The following is a 13,263-nucleotide window of genomic DNA, read 5'->3' as shown; positions in this document are numbered from 1 at the left end:
CATTTTTGAAGCCACCCTGCCAGCGCGCATATTCCATGCGGCCCGCAGGCCATGTTGCCCGCAAACCCGCATGGAATATGCGCCTTGGGCCAGGCTCTAATATTTTCGATGGTATCAATACGCTAAAATCTATTTTGCTGCATGCACTTCAAAATGCAAGAGATCGTACCAGGTAGCGCCCAATTGAAAGCAACGCTTGGAGTGACCGAATTGCGCGAAGTCGTTCGCCAACAAGACCTTCACCGAAGCCAGGTTTTCTGGTCTGGCACACGCCTCTATCCGCCACAGATCCAGTTCAGTAAATGCCTGCTGCAATGCCAGACGCACTGCCGCTTTTGCGACACCGCGTCCGTTGTGCTCTTGCGCGACCCGGTAACCCAAACTGGCCTGTCTATGATGTGGGCGCTTTACCTGGGTCAGATTGACTCTGGCCAGCAACAGCCCATTTTCACGCACCAGATACTGATACGCGCTATCCTTGGCGGCATCTTGCTGCGCGGCCTGTATCGCGAGCGCGACACCCTCTAGTGAGTAATAATCTGCAGGTCGTGCATTGATCCAGTGCTCAAAATAAAGCCGATTGCACATCTCGAAGGCGTACAAATCATCCAGGTCGCTAAGTGTGGGGGGATGTATGGTTAGGGTAGGCAGACTGGCAGACATAAGCGTGTGATGAAGGGAAGGGAAGGATAAATATCTATGCTTGGCTAGCGGCACTCTGAATAAATATGCAGCCAGAGCGACGCCAGTGAAAATACGGCTTACTTTGCAGCGAGAGCCTTGTCATCAGCGCCCGTCGGGCCACCTTGGGCGCGACCGTAATTATTTATAACGTAAGCACTCGCCAAGTTGGCGACGCGAGTCAGCATCAGATTATCGTGTACGCCAAACAAAAAGCCTGCGGCCATGGCATCGGCGCGTTGAAAAAATTCTGGAGTCGCCACAATTTTACCTTGAGCATCAGTAATTTTGATACGCATCAGCACGCCTGAGCTACCCGCCAGTGGCCCCAGGAACACGCGCGTCGCACCACGGGTAAACTCTAGCTCTTCCACGATAGGCTCTATGGTTAGAGTGCGTCCATTTGCAGCCGTCTTGTTCCAGGTTTCCAGAGAAGGCGCCAGATCCTTAGCCAGATTTTCTTCAATTTTCGCCAGACCAGCGGCGCTCCCTTTGTAGCCCTGCTTAAATGTTGCCGGCTTTAAGTTAATCCGTCCATAAGCAGAAAATGCTTCGCTAGGCGCGGGATTACTCGCAGTGCTGGCCTTGACCTTGGTGGCGCAGCCTTGCGTCAAACTCAGCGCCAGCAGGCAAGATGCCAGAGAAATAAAGCGTATCGATTTTTTCATCACATTCCCAAAAAGTAGTTATTAAATTGCGCCCCGAACCTGGCATTCGCCATCATTGCAGGATCAGGCCGTGTTATACCAGTAAAAGCTAGATTTACAAAAAATATTGTCCCAATAACCAGCAACTCAACAGTGGCACATCGCAAGATCGAAGCCTGGCTGGCCTGCAAATAGCATTCTGCTTTTTTGAAAAGCATGCCTGCCAGCGCGCATATCCCATGCGGCTTACAGGCCATGCAGGCCGGAGAGGCGCATGGAATATGCGCCTGCAGCTACCCTTAGATAGGACTTACGCAAAACCGCCCCAACGTTGTTGCACTCGCCTTGCCGTACTAAAGTACTGTCTTCGGCGGTGCGCCTAGCTGGAACAATTTTGCGTAAGTCCTATTAGAAAACTATGTTGAACTAGCGCCGCCAGTCGTTTTGAATAAACTGCAGCACACTGTCTTCGTAATGCGGGCCGATCACGGTATGTGCCTCTTGCTTGACGGCGGCGATCGCGTTTTCCATGGCGATGCCACGGTGCGCGGCACGCAGCATGCTGACGTCATTCACATGGTCACCAAACACCACGATCTCGCGTTCATTCAAACTGTAACGATCTGCCAGAGTTTTGATGGCCTGATCTTTGCTGGCACGTCTATCGTGCACCGTCAGCCAGGGCCAGCCAGGCAGATACAGATCGTCGGCCAGATGGGTCTCGACCGCATCACCGCACAAGGCCGTGATCTCAGCCTGCAACTCCAGTAAGGGCGCAGCGCGGTCTATGATGACGAAGGTGACCACCGGGTCCAGCAAATGATCTTGCAAACGCGGCGTATGACGCAGGCGCGGATCGGCATTGCGCAGGCGTTCGCTGACAAAGCCTTGCTGCCCGAGATTTTGCGCCTCTTGATAAAACAATTGATCGTATTGCCCGTTATGGGTGGAGAAAAACGGCATCAGATCTAGCCGCCTTATCAGCGCAAAAATAGACTGCGCCAACGCGGGCTCCATCGCATGCACTAGCTCATGCTGATCGCTAGCCATCGCCCCGAGATAGGCGCCATTACCCGAGATCACCGGCAAACGCAGCGGCAGATCACCCAGAATGCTGCGGATAGACGAGACATGGCGGGCACTGGCAACCGTAAACAACAAACCTTGTTCTAGCAAATCGGTCAGCCCGGCGCGGCTACGCGCCGACAGCTTGCCGTCACGGTCTAATAGGGTGCCGTCCAGATCAGAAACATACAAAGTCATTGCGCTACCACCTTATTCCTAATATAAAAATCTGTGCGCAGCCTGCTGAGTAAGGCTGACGACATCTTAAACATCGTATTTTACGCGCTAGCGCTGAATTTGCTTGGGCTTGGTGCAGCCACGCTGGCTGAATCAAACCTATCATGTGCAGCAGCGCTTAGGTAAAATAGCCCAACTCCACCACTAGCGCAGCGCTGGCACCACCATGTCGATACAGATATTTCCACCCCACCCCAAGCTAGCCAAGCTGCTCATGCATATCCTGGTGCTGGAACTGGATGACTGCGAATCCTACATCCCAGCGAGCTTAACAAGCTCGGTGATGCTATTGGTACGCGGCAGCGTGCAAGTGGAGCAAGCCGATGGCAGCCTATTGTCTATGCAGCGCTGCATTTTGCGCGGCCCCTTCAATCAAATGGCCCATTCATTTTCCGGGCCTAAGACACTCACGATCTCGGTCGGAATACGCCCCGGCATGCTGCATCAGGCTAGCGGCATTTTCCCGGCCACGCTACTGTCTAGTTATCTGCCTATGCAGCAAGTCACCGATCCCCTACGTGTCGAAACTCTGCTGGCCGCCATGGATGAGCCGCGTGAGATCGCTGACTATGTCGCCCTATTTCAAGAGTTTTTACTCGATACCCTGGATCACCAGAAAAAACCCAGCATGGGTGCGCAGTTTTTAGCTGCGCATCAAAAAATGTTTTCTCCGCTGCTAGACCTGTCGCTATATTTTGGCATAGGCGAGCGCCAGCTAGAGCGGCGCATGCGCGAAGCCTTCGGAGTCAACTTGCGCGATGCCCGCAGGGTGGTGCGCTTTGGCTGGTCCTTATTGCACATTATCGGTATGCCGGTAGGCTGGGGTGATTTAACTCGCATCGCCCATGATTCCGGTTATTACGATCAAGCCCATATGCATAAAGAATATCTGGATCTGGCTGGCATCTCGCCGATCGCCCTGTTACAGAAAATTGCCAGTGATGATCCTGCGTATTGGCTATACCGCCTCAGTGAGCAAGACACCAAAAAATTATTTTTACCGGTCTGATGTCGGCTCGGTACAAATTTGACAGATCGATACAAGTAGCTAGGCTTAAGTCTCTTTAGAATCTACTCCAATGATAGCTAGCTAGACATTGCACGCAATGCGCAAAGCAATCAATGGTCGATTTTTATCTTTTGGGAACTTCTAAAAACCCCATACTCGGGCGCATCGCGGCGTTGCAAATCCTCGCAATACCGACGTATTGCTCCGGTTTGCGCCTTGCGCTGCATCCCGATTAACGGGTTTTTAGAAGTTCCCTTTTGGAGAGCATGATGAATCCTGTAGTTCTTAAAAACGTCGCCAAGATTTACCAAATGGATACGGTCGCTGTGCCGGCCTTAAGCGACATCAATCTGGAAATCCGTGCCAATTGCTTCAGCGTGATTTCTGGTCCCTCTGGCAGCGGCAAGACCACCCTGCTAAATCTGATTGGCTGTATAGACCGGCCCGATCAGGGCAAGGTCTACGTGGCGGGGCAAGATATCAACAGTATGGAAGACGATGATTTATCGGATTTTCGCGCCCAGCATTTGGGCTTCATCTTTCAAAATTTTAACTTACTGCAGGTACTGAGCGCGTATGAAAATGTCGAGTATCCACTGCTATTGACCAAGATGCCGGCAGCCGAGCGCAAGCAACGCGTGCTGGCAATGCTAGACGCCGTCGGCTTATCAGACAGAGCGCAAAACCGGCCCGGCCAATTGTCGGGCGGCCAGCGTCAGCGTGTAGCGATAGCACGTGCCCTGGCGACGTCGCCAAAATTGGTGTTGGCCGACGAGCCCACTGCCAATCTGGATAGCCAGACCGGCGCCGCCATCATCGCCTTGATGCGCAAGATGCAGCGTGATCTGGCTGTCTCATTCGTATTTTCCTCGCACGATCCGCAAGTACAGGCCGAAGCCGACGACGCCATTTTTATCCGCGATGGCCGCATTACGCACATAGAACAAGGCAATCAAACTAGCGCCACCGGAGTCACAGCATGAAGACCCTATCTCTGGCCCTGCGTAATTTACTGCGCAACCGTCGTCGCTCACTCACCACCTTGTTAGCCATGATCATCGGTCTGGTCACCATCCTGGTATTTGGCGGCTATAGCCGTAACGTGATTTTTGCAATGCAAACAGGGTATGTGCAATTGCATGGTCATTTACAAATCCAGCACCAGGATTATTTCCTGTACGGCAGCGGCAACCCAGCTGCCTATGGTATCGCCGACTACCAGCGCATGATAGAGCAGATCAAACAAGATGCTGTGCTGGCACCGATGTTGCTCATGGCCACGCCCAAGCTGCAACTGGGCGGCATCGCTGGCAATTTTTCTGCCGGGGTTTCAAAAAACGTGATCGCCAGTGGCATCCTGGTCGATGATCAAAACAAGATGCGCCTGTGGGACGATTACGGCAGCGCCAGCTACACGCCGCAGATCGCACTGGCCGGCACTGCCCAAGATGCGGTGGTGATAGGCACAGGCGTAGCGCGCATGCTGCAACTCTGCGGCCCGCTCAAGGTTGCCAACTGCAGTCAAGCTCAGCCTGCCAGCACGCTTGCAGCCAAGAGTTCCCCGGCGCCTGCTGTGCTGGCGGACGACATCGCCGCCTTGTCTGCCTTGGAAGCTCAACCAGAGCTAAGCAAGAGCGCAAGCAGCATAGAAATGCTGGCAGCCAATCTGCACGGTGCGCCCAACGTCGCCAGCCTGAACGTCATCAAGGCAGAAAACTGGGGCCTCAAAGAGTTCGACGACAGCTACATGGTCATGCATTTAACCCAGGCACAAAGACTGATCTTCGGCGCCGATGCCCCGCAGGTAACCGCAATACAAATACAGCTGCAACATACAGCGCAAATGTCTATCGCCAGAGAACGTCTCAAGGAAATATCAAAAAGCTTTAAGGAACCTATGGAATTACTTGGCTTTGAAGAACTGGCACCAATTTACGGCCAGACCATACAATTCTTTGATTCTGTGTTCGGCTTCATCGCCACCCTGATAGGCGTGATCGTCTTGTTTACTGTTGGCAACACCATGAGCATGGCGGTGGTCGAGCGCACCACCGAGATCGGCACCCTGCGCGCCATCGGTCAGCGGCGTGGCGGCATCCGTAGCCTGTTCGTCTGCGAAGGCATGTTGCTGGGCTTGATCGGTGCCAGCCTGGGCGTGCTAATCGCTTTGCTGATCGCCTTTTTGATCAACCATGCAGGACTCAGCTGGACCCCGCCTGGCTATGTCTACGCCTACCCGCTCAAGGTCAGAATTTGGGGTGATTTAGGTCTGATTTTTGGCTGCGCCATAGGTCTGTTTCTGGTGGCTGTGATCTCTGCCTGGTGGCCAGCCAAGCGTGCCGCCAAAATGATGATAGTTGATGCCCTGCGTCACGTTTAGAAAGAACTCAGCATGAAAAATTTTAGATTACTCTTTACCATGGCAGCTTTGAGTTTGAGTCTAGCCCTTCCCTCAGGCTCGGCACTGGCAGCCCCGCCAGATGCGCAAAGCATACTGGCAGCCAGCGATGCGGTGCGCAATCCCGATTTCCCTTTCGGACTCACCACGACCCTGATCGAATATCGCAATGGTAAACAAACCGATAGCAGCACGCTGGCGGTGTACTCCAAGGCCGACACTCAGAACGGGCAATTTCGCAACCTGATACGCTTTGTGGCACCGGCACGGGATGCGAATAAATTGATGCTCAAGAACGGCAATGACTTGTGGTTCTATGACCCGGCCAATAAAGCCAGCATACGCATCTCGCCGCAACAACGCCTGTTAGGACAAGCCGCCAATGGTGACGTGGTCACGGTGAATCTAGCCAAAGATTATCAGGCCAGCCTGCTCGCCGAAGAAGAGACCCAGGACGGCGAGCGCCAGACCAAGCAAAGCTACAAACTGGCGCTGGCCGCGATCACGCCCGATGTCACCTACCACCATATCGAGCTGTGGATAGATCGCAGCAATAACCACCCTATCAAGGCGCGCTATTACACCGAAAGCGCGCGCCTCTTGAAAACCGCGTATTTCAGACATTATCAAAAACAACTAGGGCAGGAACGCCCTACCGAAACCGTGATCATCGATGGCCTCGATCCGCAATGGGTGACCGTGCTGCGCCTGTCCGACTATGCAAAGCGCGAAGTACCGGACGCCTGGTTGCAGCGCGATTATCTGTCACGCTTCAAGCCAGACTAAGGCCAGGCAAAGCATGCGCACTTTCTTTTTAGGCCTAGCCTTAGCGACGAGCTCGGCGCTGGCGCAAGGCTCGGATGATCTGGATGCCTTGCAACTGGCCGACCAGGCACAAATACCTGTGGCCAGCGCCAGCGATTGGCATAGCTTTGTCGAAGTCGCGCTAGGGCAAGCCGCAACGCCACACGGCCCTACACTGGCCGGGCAAAGGCTATCCTTCGATCTGCAATTCGATCAACGCTTCGCGCCAGAATGGCGTGCCGTGTTCTCGGACCGCCTCGACCTCAACCGGCAGCAGCAGCCTGGGCAAGCCAGCGTAGATAAAGACGTCAACACCATCCGCGACGCCTATCTAAGCTGGCAGCCACAAGCGCATCAGCTGCTCGACGCTGGACGCATCAACGTCCCGTATGGTGCCGCCAGCGGCTATAACCCCAGCGATTATTTTCGCGACTATGCGGTACGTTCGGCAGTATCGGTCGATCCCTCCAGCCTAAAGAAAAACCGCATGGGGAGTGTCATGCTGCGCGGCCAACAGCTATGGGATAGTGGTTCGCTGACAGCCCTGTACTCACCCCAGCTAGCGCAGCAAGCCAATGCGGGCAGCTACCATCCTGATCTCGGCGCTACCAACGCACAAGACCGCTGGCTAATCGCCTACAGCCAAAAACTGCCCAGCAGCATGGCTGGCCAGTTGACGCCGCAATGGCTGCTGCAGGGCGGTGCCCACACTCACCCACAAATCGGGATGAATCTGAGCGCCCTGCTAAACGATGCCAGCGTGGCTTATCTGGAATATTCAGGCGGACGCAGCGGCTCCATGCTGTCACAAGCCTTGCAGGGCAAAGACGATACTGTGTTTCGCAATCGCCTGGCAAGCGGCATCACCTACACCGCGGCCAACAAGCTCTCGCTGACATTAGAATATGAATACAACGGCAGCGCCCTCGATGATCAGGCTTGGGATGCATTGCGCAAGGGCATCAAACAGGGCGCGCCACTGCCCTACCTGCAATACCGGCAGTGGCAGCAAAACCAGCAAGAACTAGCCACCAGACAAGAAGTTTTTGTGTATGCCAGTTGGCCGGATGCGCTACTCCAGCATCTCGATCTGAGCGCCATGCAAAAGCTCAACCTGGCCGATCACAGTCGCCTCTATTGGCTAGAAGCGCGCTACCACCTGGAAAAACTGGATCTGGCCTTGCAATGGCAGCGCAACAGCGGCGAAGCCAGCAGTGCCTACGGTGCCGCCTTGCAAAAATATAGCTGGCAGGCGCAGCTGCGGGTTTACTTCTGACCACCCATTTAGCAGTAGCGCGCCTGCCATATGCATCGACTATTGACACACGAGTTATGCTGGATTAATGCCATAGAAATTGGACTAGGAGCCCGACTATGTTTTTAGCGCATAGGCAATAAAACTTAAGCTTGTGATAATGGGTTTGGTGTGAAATACTTGAGCCGAAATACTTGAGTTGAAAATACTGAAGTAGACGTAGTAAGCACCAATGCAAGCAAGCCCTTGAAAGAACCTGAATGGAAAAAATACCGGCCCCACACCGTAGCGATTTTCTTGATCGCATCCGCGTCATGCTCACGATACTGGTGATTCTGCACCACACGGCGATTATGTTTGGTGGTGATGGTGGCTGGTATTTGCGCTACGATGCTAGCTCGACAATGGCGAAAGCTTTACTCACGCTGCTATGCGCGATTGACCAGTCTTTTTTTATGGGCACTTTCTTTTTACTGGCAGGTTATTTCACGCCACGCTCATTCGATAGCAAGGGCTGGCGGCGTTTTGGAATTGATCGATTAGTCCGCCTGGGCCTGCCTGTATTCGTGTATGGTTTTTTTATCGGCCCACTGACAATTGCACTATCGGAACCGTCCAACACCGTAGGTGTGCTAGAACACTGGGGTGTTTTAATTGGACGATTCACGTTTAATATCGGCCCACTCTGGTTCGCTTATGCCATGCTGATTTTTTCCGCGATATACGCCTTGCTACGCACGCTGATCGGCCAACACATGTGGGTAATTAAACTCGGATCCTTGCGTCATTCCAGCATATTGGCGATCGTATTAATCTGGGGCGCAGGCGCCTTTCTACTGCGCTTATGGGTGCCAACCGGGCAAGAATTTGGATTACTGCAAATCGGCTATTTTTCTTCGTATATTTTATTATTCGCCATCGGTTGCGCCGCTGCACCAGCACGTCTGCTGGAGCAGATAGACGCAAAGCTCGCAGTACCATGGGGATGGATCAGTTTATTGAGCATCCCCACGCTATTTATCTATGCAGCATTGAGCGGTGCTTTTGATGGGAAGCCATTCGAGATGCACGGCGGCTGGACTCTGCCAGTCACAGCTTACGCGTTCTGGGAGCCTATGGTCGGCTGCGGCATCATCCTGATGCTGTTATGGCGCTGCCGTGTAGCTAAAAATCCTGCACCAATTTTGAGCCGCTTAGCACCTTATGCTTATGGCGCGTTTATCTTGCACCCACCTGTTGTGGTTTCAATAGGCTTAATTCTCGAACCGTGGGAGGCATCGAGCCTGCTTAAGTTTGCAGTTTCCGGTGTGCTTGCAGCGACTGCCAGCTTTGCTTTAGCGTCCGCAATCGTGCGTTTGCCAGGTGCGCGGCGTGTGCTTTAATTTGCAATCCTTAGGACTTACGCAAAATTGCTCCAGCCAGCCGTAGCACCGAAGACAGTAGCTTGGAAAAACTGGATCTAACGCTGCTGCGGGTTTATTTTTGAGCGACACAAGCCCCGACTACGTCATCGGCATCGTCATCGATCAAGCCCCTGAACTTGTTACTCATGGCTTTTGACGTGCAAAGAATTCCCAGATCAATGCCGGTCCATTTGGCGTCATCGGTGATGGTCCTAATAATCTAGGACGACGCCAGTAGGCTTGTGGCAGACCATGACCACCGTCGTGTATGGTAACCAGTTCCACTTCCAGTTTGCTGTCGTCACGCCACACGGCACGTTCGACTTGGGTCTCGCCACCCGCAGTCGCGGCGGACAGCGCTGGTGGGGCCGAGAGTTTATTTTGCACGGCAAAATAATCCGCCGAGGCAAGCGATGAAAGCAACATGCCGCCCTTAAAGAACAAGCCAAACAGGCTAGACTCGCCCCCCGCATACGGCACCAGAGGATCTTTAGTCCCGTTCATGAGCATGACCGAAGTGCCTTGCGCTACCGGCTTGCACTTAAAATTTTCTGTGCTTGGCAAATTGGCCGACACCGCTGCCACAGCACGAAATTTTGTCGGGGCCTCAAGCGCCAGGCGGATAGCCATAAAACCGCCAGATGAAACGCCGGTCGCAAACACGCGACGGCTGTCGATGCCGATGTCGGCGATGAGTTTATCGGCCAGCACGCCCAGAAATTTAACATCGTCGACCGCGCGACCTTCAAAATTGAAGTCCCCGGTTTTACTGCAGTCGTTCCAATCGAAACTGCGGGCATCCGGATAGACCACGGCAAAACCAAATTGATCTGCCAGACGCTCAAAACCATAGCCAGTTTCAAGTCGGATTTGCGCGCCATTTTGGCCTGAACCATGCATCACCATGACCAAAGGCGCGCCTTTCGCTAAGCCTTGCGGGAGATAGCTTCGGTAACTGCGTTTCAGTCCATCCACCTCAACAAAAGCCTTGTTCACGCTGCCAGACAGTTGTGGAATTACGGGGTCAGGCGAATAAACAAAATACCAGAACAGCGCAGCGCCCAGTGCAATCAGCGCGAGTAAGCCGTACAAACAGAAACGTAGAAAAGTGAACAGTTTTTTCATGATGAGGCTCATTTTTGCCTATTTTCGATTAGCTTTTTGAGCGGTGTAGATCATTCCACTTGCTCAGATTGACGCCCTTCACTAGCAGCCAAAGACACAGTGAAGCTTCTCCAAGCAGGGGCAGTGCCAAAATAGCCGGGTTAATCAAATTCGACAACACCGGAGCGAATAAGGCGGCGAAACAGGCAATCAAATAACTGACCCCGCCAATTTGCATTAAGACCCCGACAAACTTAGGTAAATAGCCGGATTTAAAAATCAACTGGCCATACAGGATGCAGGCAGCACCAAAAAAAATCAGTGCCACATTGAAGGCGATATCATGCGACCTTAAAGCAAAATTTACCAAAGCGTGTAATTGCCCTGGTTCAAAGGCTTTCGCCATACTGGTGCTGGTCAAGATAGGTTTAACCATCAGCTGAAATAGCTTGCTAAGGGTTTCAACTGCCAGTGAGACTATATTAAAGAAGGCAGCGAGCAACATCAGATTGCGGTTAACCGGCCGCAGCAATAGATACAGCAGCCACGATAGAGCAGTCGCGCACAACACGAGTAGTAAATTGGCGAATGCGCCCAGATTCCAGAGGATGGGCTCCGCAAGAATATTCTTGGCTAAGCTTGCGACGTCAGCGGCAGAACGAAAATGATTGAGCACGTAAGCCTCGGCAAAAATACCGAGGGCGATTACCGCCAGATACAAAGCACCAGCAAGGCGTGCATACAATTGCGGGTTAGTCTCAAGACTGTGGTTTTTCATAATGGATTTTCTCGAAGTGTTTAACATTGTTCTTTAGCCACAGGCCATTTATCACTTTGCGCTTGAGCACAGCGACATCACGAATCTTGTCACTGAGTCTTGCGCCATGTGTCACCCTGTTTTTTCACATAATGACTATAAACGTAAGGCCAGGGTATGGCGAGGTAAACCAGCACTACCAGAGAAATCGCAAAAACATTTGGCAACATCTTTTCGTCCAACTGATTCGACTGCCACAGTGGCAAGGCGATGATCGCGAGCCAGATAGTCTTCCAGATCAATTCCCACATCAGTACCGGTAACATCTGCAAGGGATAGCGTATGCCCAGACCGCAGAGTAAAGAAAAAGCTGCCAACATACAGATTTCGACACCGTGCATAAATTCAAACGGCTTGCTGTGCGCGAGCAGAGTAGGCCATACTTGCACTCCCAGCGCGATGAACACCAGCAAGTATAGGGCGCGTAACACATAGAGCCGAAACAGCGAGACTTGATACATTTGAGGTGCTCCTAAATTGTTTTAGCTAGCTAGGAATTGCTAAACTCAGGATCAGAATAAATCAAGGGGCCTCACTAGCGTAGTCAATTACGACGACGCACAGACTTCTAGCATCGAACCACGCTAGACTGTGATGAATTACAAATTGTGTATTAAGTCAGCCGCACTGCGCGCGATACAAGAATACGACAGCGGGCTCAAGGGTCGTGTCAAAAATTATTTCCCTAATGAGCCTGATCAATTGTCTGCCAGCGATCCAATATCAATGCTGGTTGATGCTGGGTGATGCCGCCTAAGCGCACCGGCATAAAGAGCCTACGTTGCCCCCCAGCCCGGCTTTAGTTTGGTTTTACCCCCGCCAAAAATGCCTGATACGCGATGGCGGTTTCTTTGGTGCGTTCGAGTTGCGGGGCGTGCCCTACGTCTTTGAAAATCACTAGCTGTGCCTGTGGAATAAGATGGGTGAATACCTCGGTGCTAGAGACATCCACGGCTCTATCTTTATCGCCCCAAATCAAGAGAGTAGGCATGCTGATTTTAGCTTGCAGCGTTTCTAGTTCGCGCGAATAGGGCGGTCGGATTTCTGTAAAAATCTTGCTGGCGATCGCCTCACGCGCGATCGCGGTGCGCGTTAGCGAGGCGATCACCGGACCAGGAATATACGGTGGATCGCTCATGGTAAATGCCAGCAGATCCTTAAAACTTTGGGTATCGTGGGCGATCAGGGGATTCTCGCCATGCTGCAGACGCATGAATAACTCACTGGGCCGGCCAGACACGACTCCGGCCGCGCTCATCAAACCCAGACTCTTGACACGTGCCGGCGCATTTGCTGCCACATGATAGGCGATCGCACCGCCCATAGAATGGCCCAGCAGATGAACTGGTTGCATCAAGTGCAGCGCATCCATCAGCGCGATCACGCGTAATGCTTGCTCACTGACACTGTAACTCTGCGTCATCAAGATCGTGCTATCGCCATGCCCCGGTAAATCGATGGCGATCACATGGTAGTGCTTAGTCAGTTGCGCCGCGAAGCGTATCCAGATATCTTTGTTCGACTCAAAGCCGTGTATCAAAAAGACGGTATCGCCCTGCCCACCCTCCAGATAACTGAGTTCAAATTCACCCACACTGATCTGTTTTTTCTCCACACTGGCCAAGGCCCGTTCACCGTTTATGGCCCAACTAGAGAGCGTATTTTCGACGCTGACACAGCCCACCAGGCTCCAGCTTAGGGTGAGACCGCACAGCAATTTAAGGAGCGGACGAGTAATAAAAAATAGTTTTTGCATAGTTTGGTTTAAACGCCTCTGTGGAATTGCGGAATCTACAGCTACCCTGCCCAAGGCGCATAGTCTATGCGGCCTGCAGCCTTGCAT

Annotated in this window: 14 protein-coding genes; 7 read left to right on the top strand and 7 right to left on the bottom strand. The window is 52.7% G+C overall.

Annotation, left to right across the window (positions count from 1 at the left end; all coding sequences use genetic code 11):
• Positions 1–129: 129 nt before the first annotated feature.
• The 3 genes from EJN92_RS14235 to EJN92_RS14225 all read right to left on the bottom strand — a co-directional run bounded on the left by EJN92_RS14235 (position 130) and on the right by EJN92_RS14225 (position 2,591).
• Complete coding sequence (locus EJN92_RS14235) at positions 130–663, bottom strand: GNAT family N-acetyltransferase (protein WP_126128432.1); 534 nt, start codon at positions 661–663, stop codon at positions 130–132.
• A gap of 98 nt (positions 664–761) precedes the next feature.
• Positions 762–1,349 carry a hypothetical protein gene (locus EJN92_RS14230; RefSeq protein WP_126128431.1) on the bottom strand — a complete coding sequence of 196 codons (588 nt, stop codon included), beginning with the start codon at positions 1,347–1,349 and terminating at the stop codon, positions 762–764.
• Between the two features lie 405 nt (positions 1,350–1,754).
• Complete coding sequence (locus EJN92_RS14225; RefSeq protein WP_126128430.1) at positions 1,755–2,591, bottom strand: HAD family hydrolase; 837 nt, start codon at positions 2,589–2,591, stop codon at positions 1,755–1,757.
• Between the two features lie 205 nt (positions 2,592–2,796).
• On the opposite strand from EJN92_RS14225, the gene EJN92_RS14220 reads away from it, so the two are divergent.
• From EJN92_RS14220 to EJN92_RS14195, 6 genes are all read left to right on the top strand, one after another.
• Positions 2,797–3,639 (top strand): AraC family transcriptional regulator, encoded by an 843-nt coding sequence (locus EJN92_RS14220; RefSeq protein WP_126128429.1) that lies wholly within the window; start codon positions 2,797–2,799, stop codon positions 3,637–3,639.
• 269 nt (positions 3,640–3,908) lie between these two features.
• Positions 3,909–4,622: an ABC transporter ATP-binding protein gene (locus tag EJN92_RS14215; protein WP_126128428.1), complete on the top strand. Its 714-nt coding sequence runs from the start codon at positions 3,909–3,911 to the stop codon at positions 4,620–4,622.
• Positions 4,619–6,019, top strand: coding sequence for an ABC transporter permease (locus EJN92_RS14210; protein ID WP_126128427.1), 1,401 nt, complete (start codon positions 4,619–4,621; stop codon positions 6,017–6,019). The genes EJN92_RS14215 and EJN92_RS14210 overlap by 4 nt, the downstream gene beginning before the upstream one ends.
• Positions 6,020–6,031: 12 nt before the next feature.
• Positions 6,032–6,823 carry an outer membrane lipoprotein-sorting protein gene (locus EJN92_RS14205; protein WP_407701521.1) on the top strand — a complete coding sequence of 264 codons (792 nt, stop codon included), beginning with the start codon at positions 6,032–6,034 and terminating at the stop codon, positions 6,821–6,823.
• Positions 6,824–6,836: 13 nt separating this feature from the next.
• Positions 6,837–8,117: a hypothetical protein gene (locus tag EJN92_RS14200; protein WP_126128426.1), complete on the top strand. Its 1,281-nt coding sequence runs from the start codon at positions 6,837–6,839 to the stop codon at positions 8,115–8,117.
• A gap of 239 nt (positions 8,118–8,356) precedes the next feature.
• Positions 8,357–9,478: an acyltransferase family protein gene (locus tag EJN92_RS14195; RefSeq protein ID WP_126128425.1), complete on the top strand. Its 1,122-nt coding sequence runs from the start codon at positions 8,357–8,359 to the stop codon at positions 9,476–9,478.
• A gap of 165 nt (positions 9,479–9,643) precedes the next feature.
• Here the strand turns inward: EJN92_RS14195 and EJN92_RS14190 are convergent, their stop codons facing one another.
• The 3 genes from EJN92_RS14190 to EJN92_RS14180 all read right to left on the bottom strand — a co-directional run bounded on the left by EJN92_RS14190 (position 9,644) and on the right by EJN92_RS14180 (position 11,881).
• Positions 9,644–10,624 (bottom strand): CE1 family esterase, encoded by a 981-nt coding sequence (locus EJN92_RS14190; RefSeq protein WP_157984371.1) that lies wholly within the window; start codon positions 10,622–10,624, stop codon positions 9,644–9,646.
• Between the two features lie 28 nt (positions 10,625–10,652).
• Entirely contained in the window at positions 10,653–11,381 is a 729-nt protein-coding gene (locus tag EJN92_RS14185) for a DUF4386 domain-containing protein (protein WP_126128423.1), read from the bottom strand.
• An 89-nt stretch (positions 11,382–11,470) separates the two neighbouring features.
• Positions 11,471–11,881 (bottom strand): hypothetical protein, encoded by a 411-nt coding sequence (locus tag EJN92_RS14180; RefSeq protein WP_126128422.1) that lies wholly within the window; start codon positions 11,879–11,881, stop codon positions 11,471–11,473.
• Positions 11,882–12,014: 133 nt separating this feature from the next.
• On the opposite strand from EJN92_RS14180, the gene EJN92_RS21600 reads away from it, so the two are divergent.
• Positions 12,015–12,167: a hypothetical protein gene (locus EJN92_RS21600; protein WP_170174906.1), complete on the top strand. Its 153-nt coding sequence runs from the start codon at positions 12,015–12,017 to the stop codon at positions 12,165–12,167.
• Between the two features lie 52 nt (positions 12,168–12,219).
• Here EJN92_RS21600 and EJN92_RS14175 read toward each other — a convergent pair whose 3' ends face one another.
• Positions 12,220–13,176, bottom strand: coding sequence for an alpha/beta fold hydrolase (locus EJN92_RS14175; RefSeq protein WP_157984370.1), 957 nt, complete (start codon positions 13,174–13,176; stop codon positions 12,220–12,222).
• Between the last annotated feature and the right edge of the window lie 87 nt (positions 13,177–13,263).

The organism is Undibacterium parvum (genome assembly GCF_003955735.1).
Classification (GTDB): domain Bacteria; phylum Pseudomonadota; class Gammaproteobacteria; order Burkholderiales; family Burkholderiaceae_D; genus Undibacterium; species Undibacterium parvum.
Note: the sequence above shows the minus strand (reverse complement) of the source record. Positions and strands in the feature narration are given on the sequence as shown.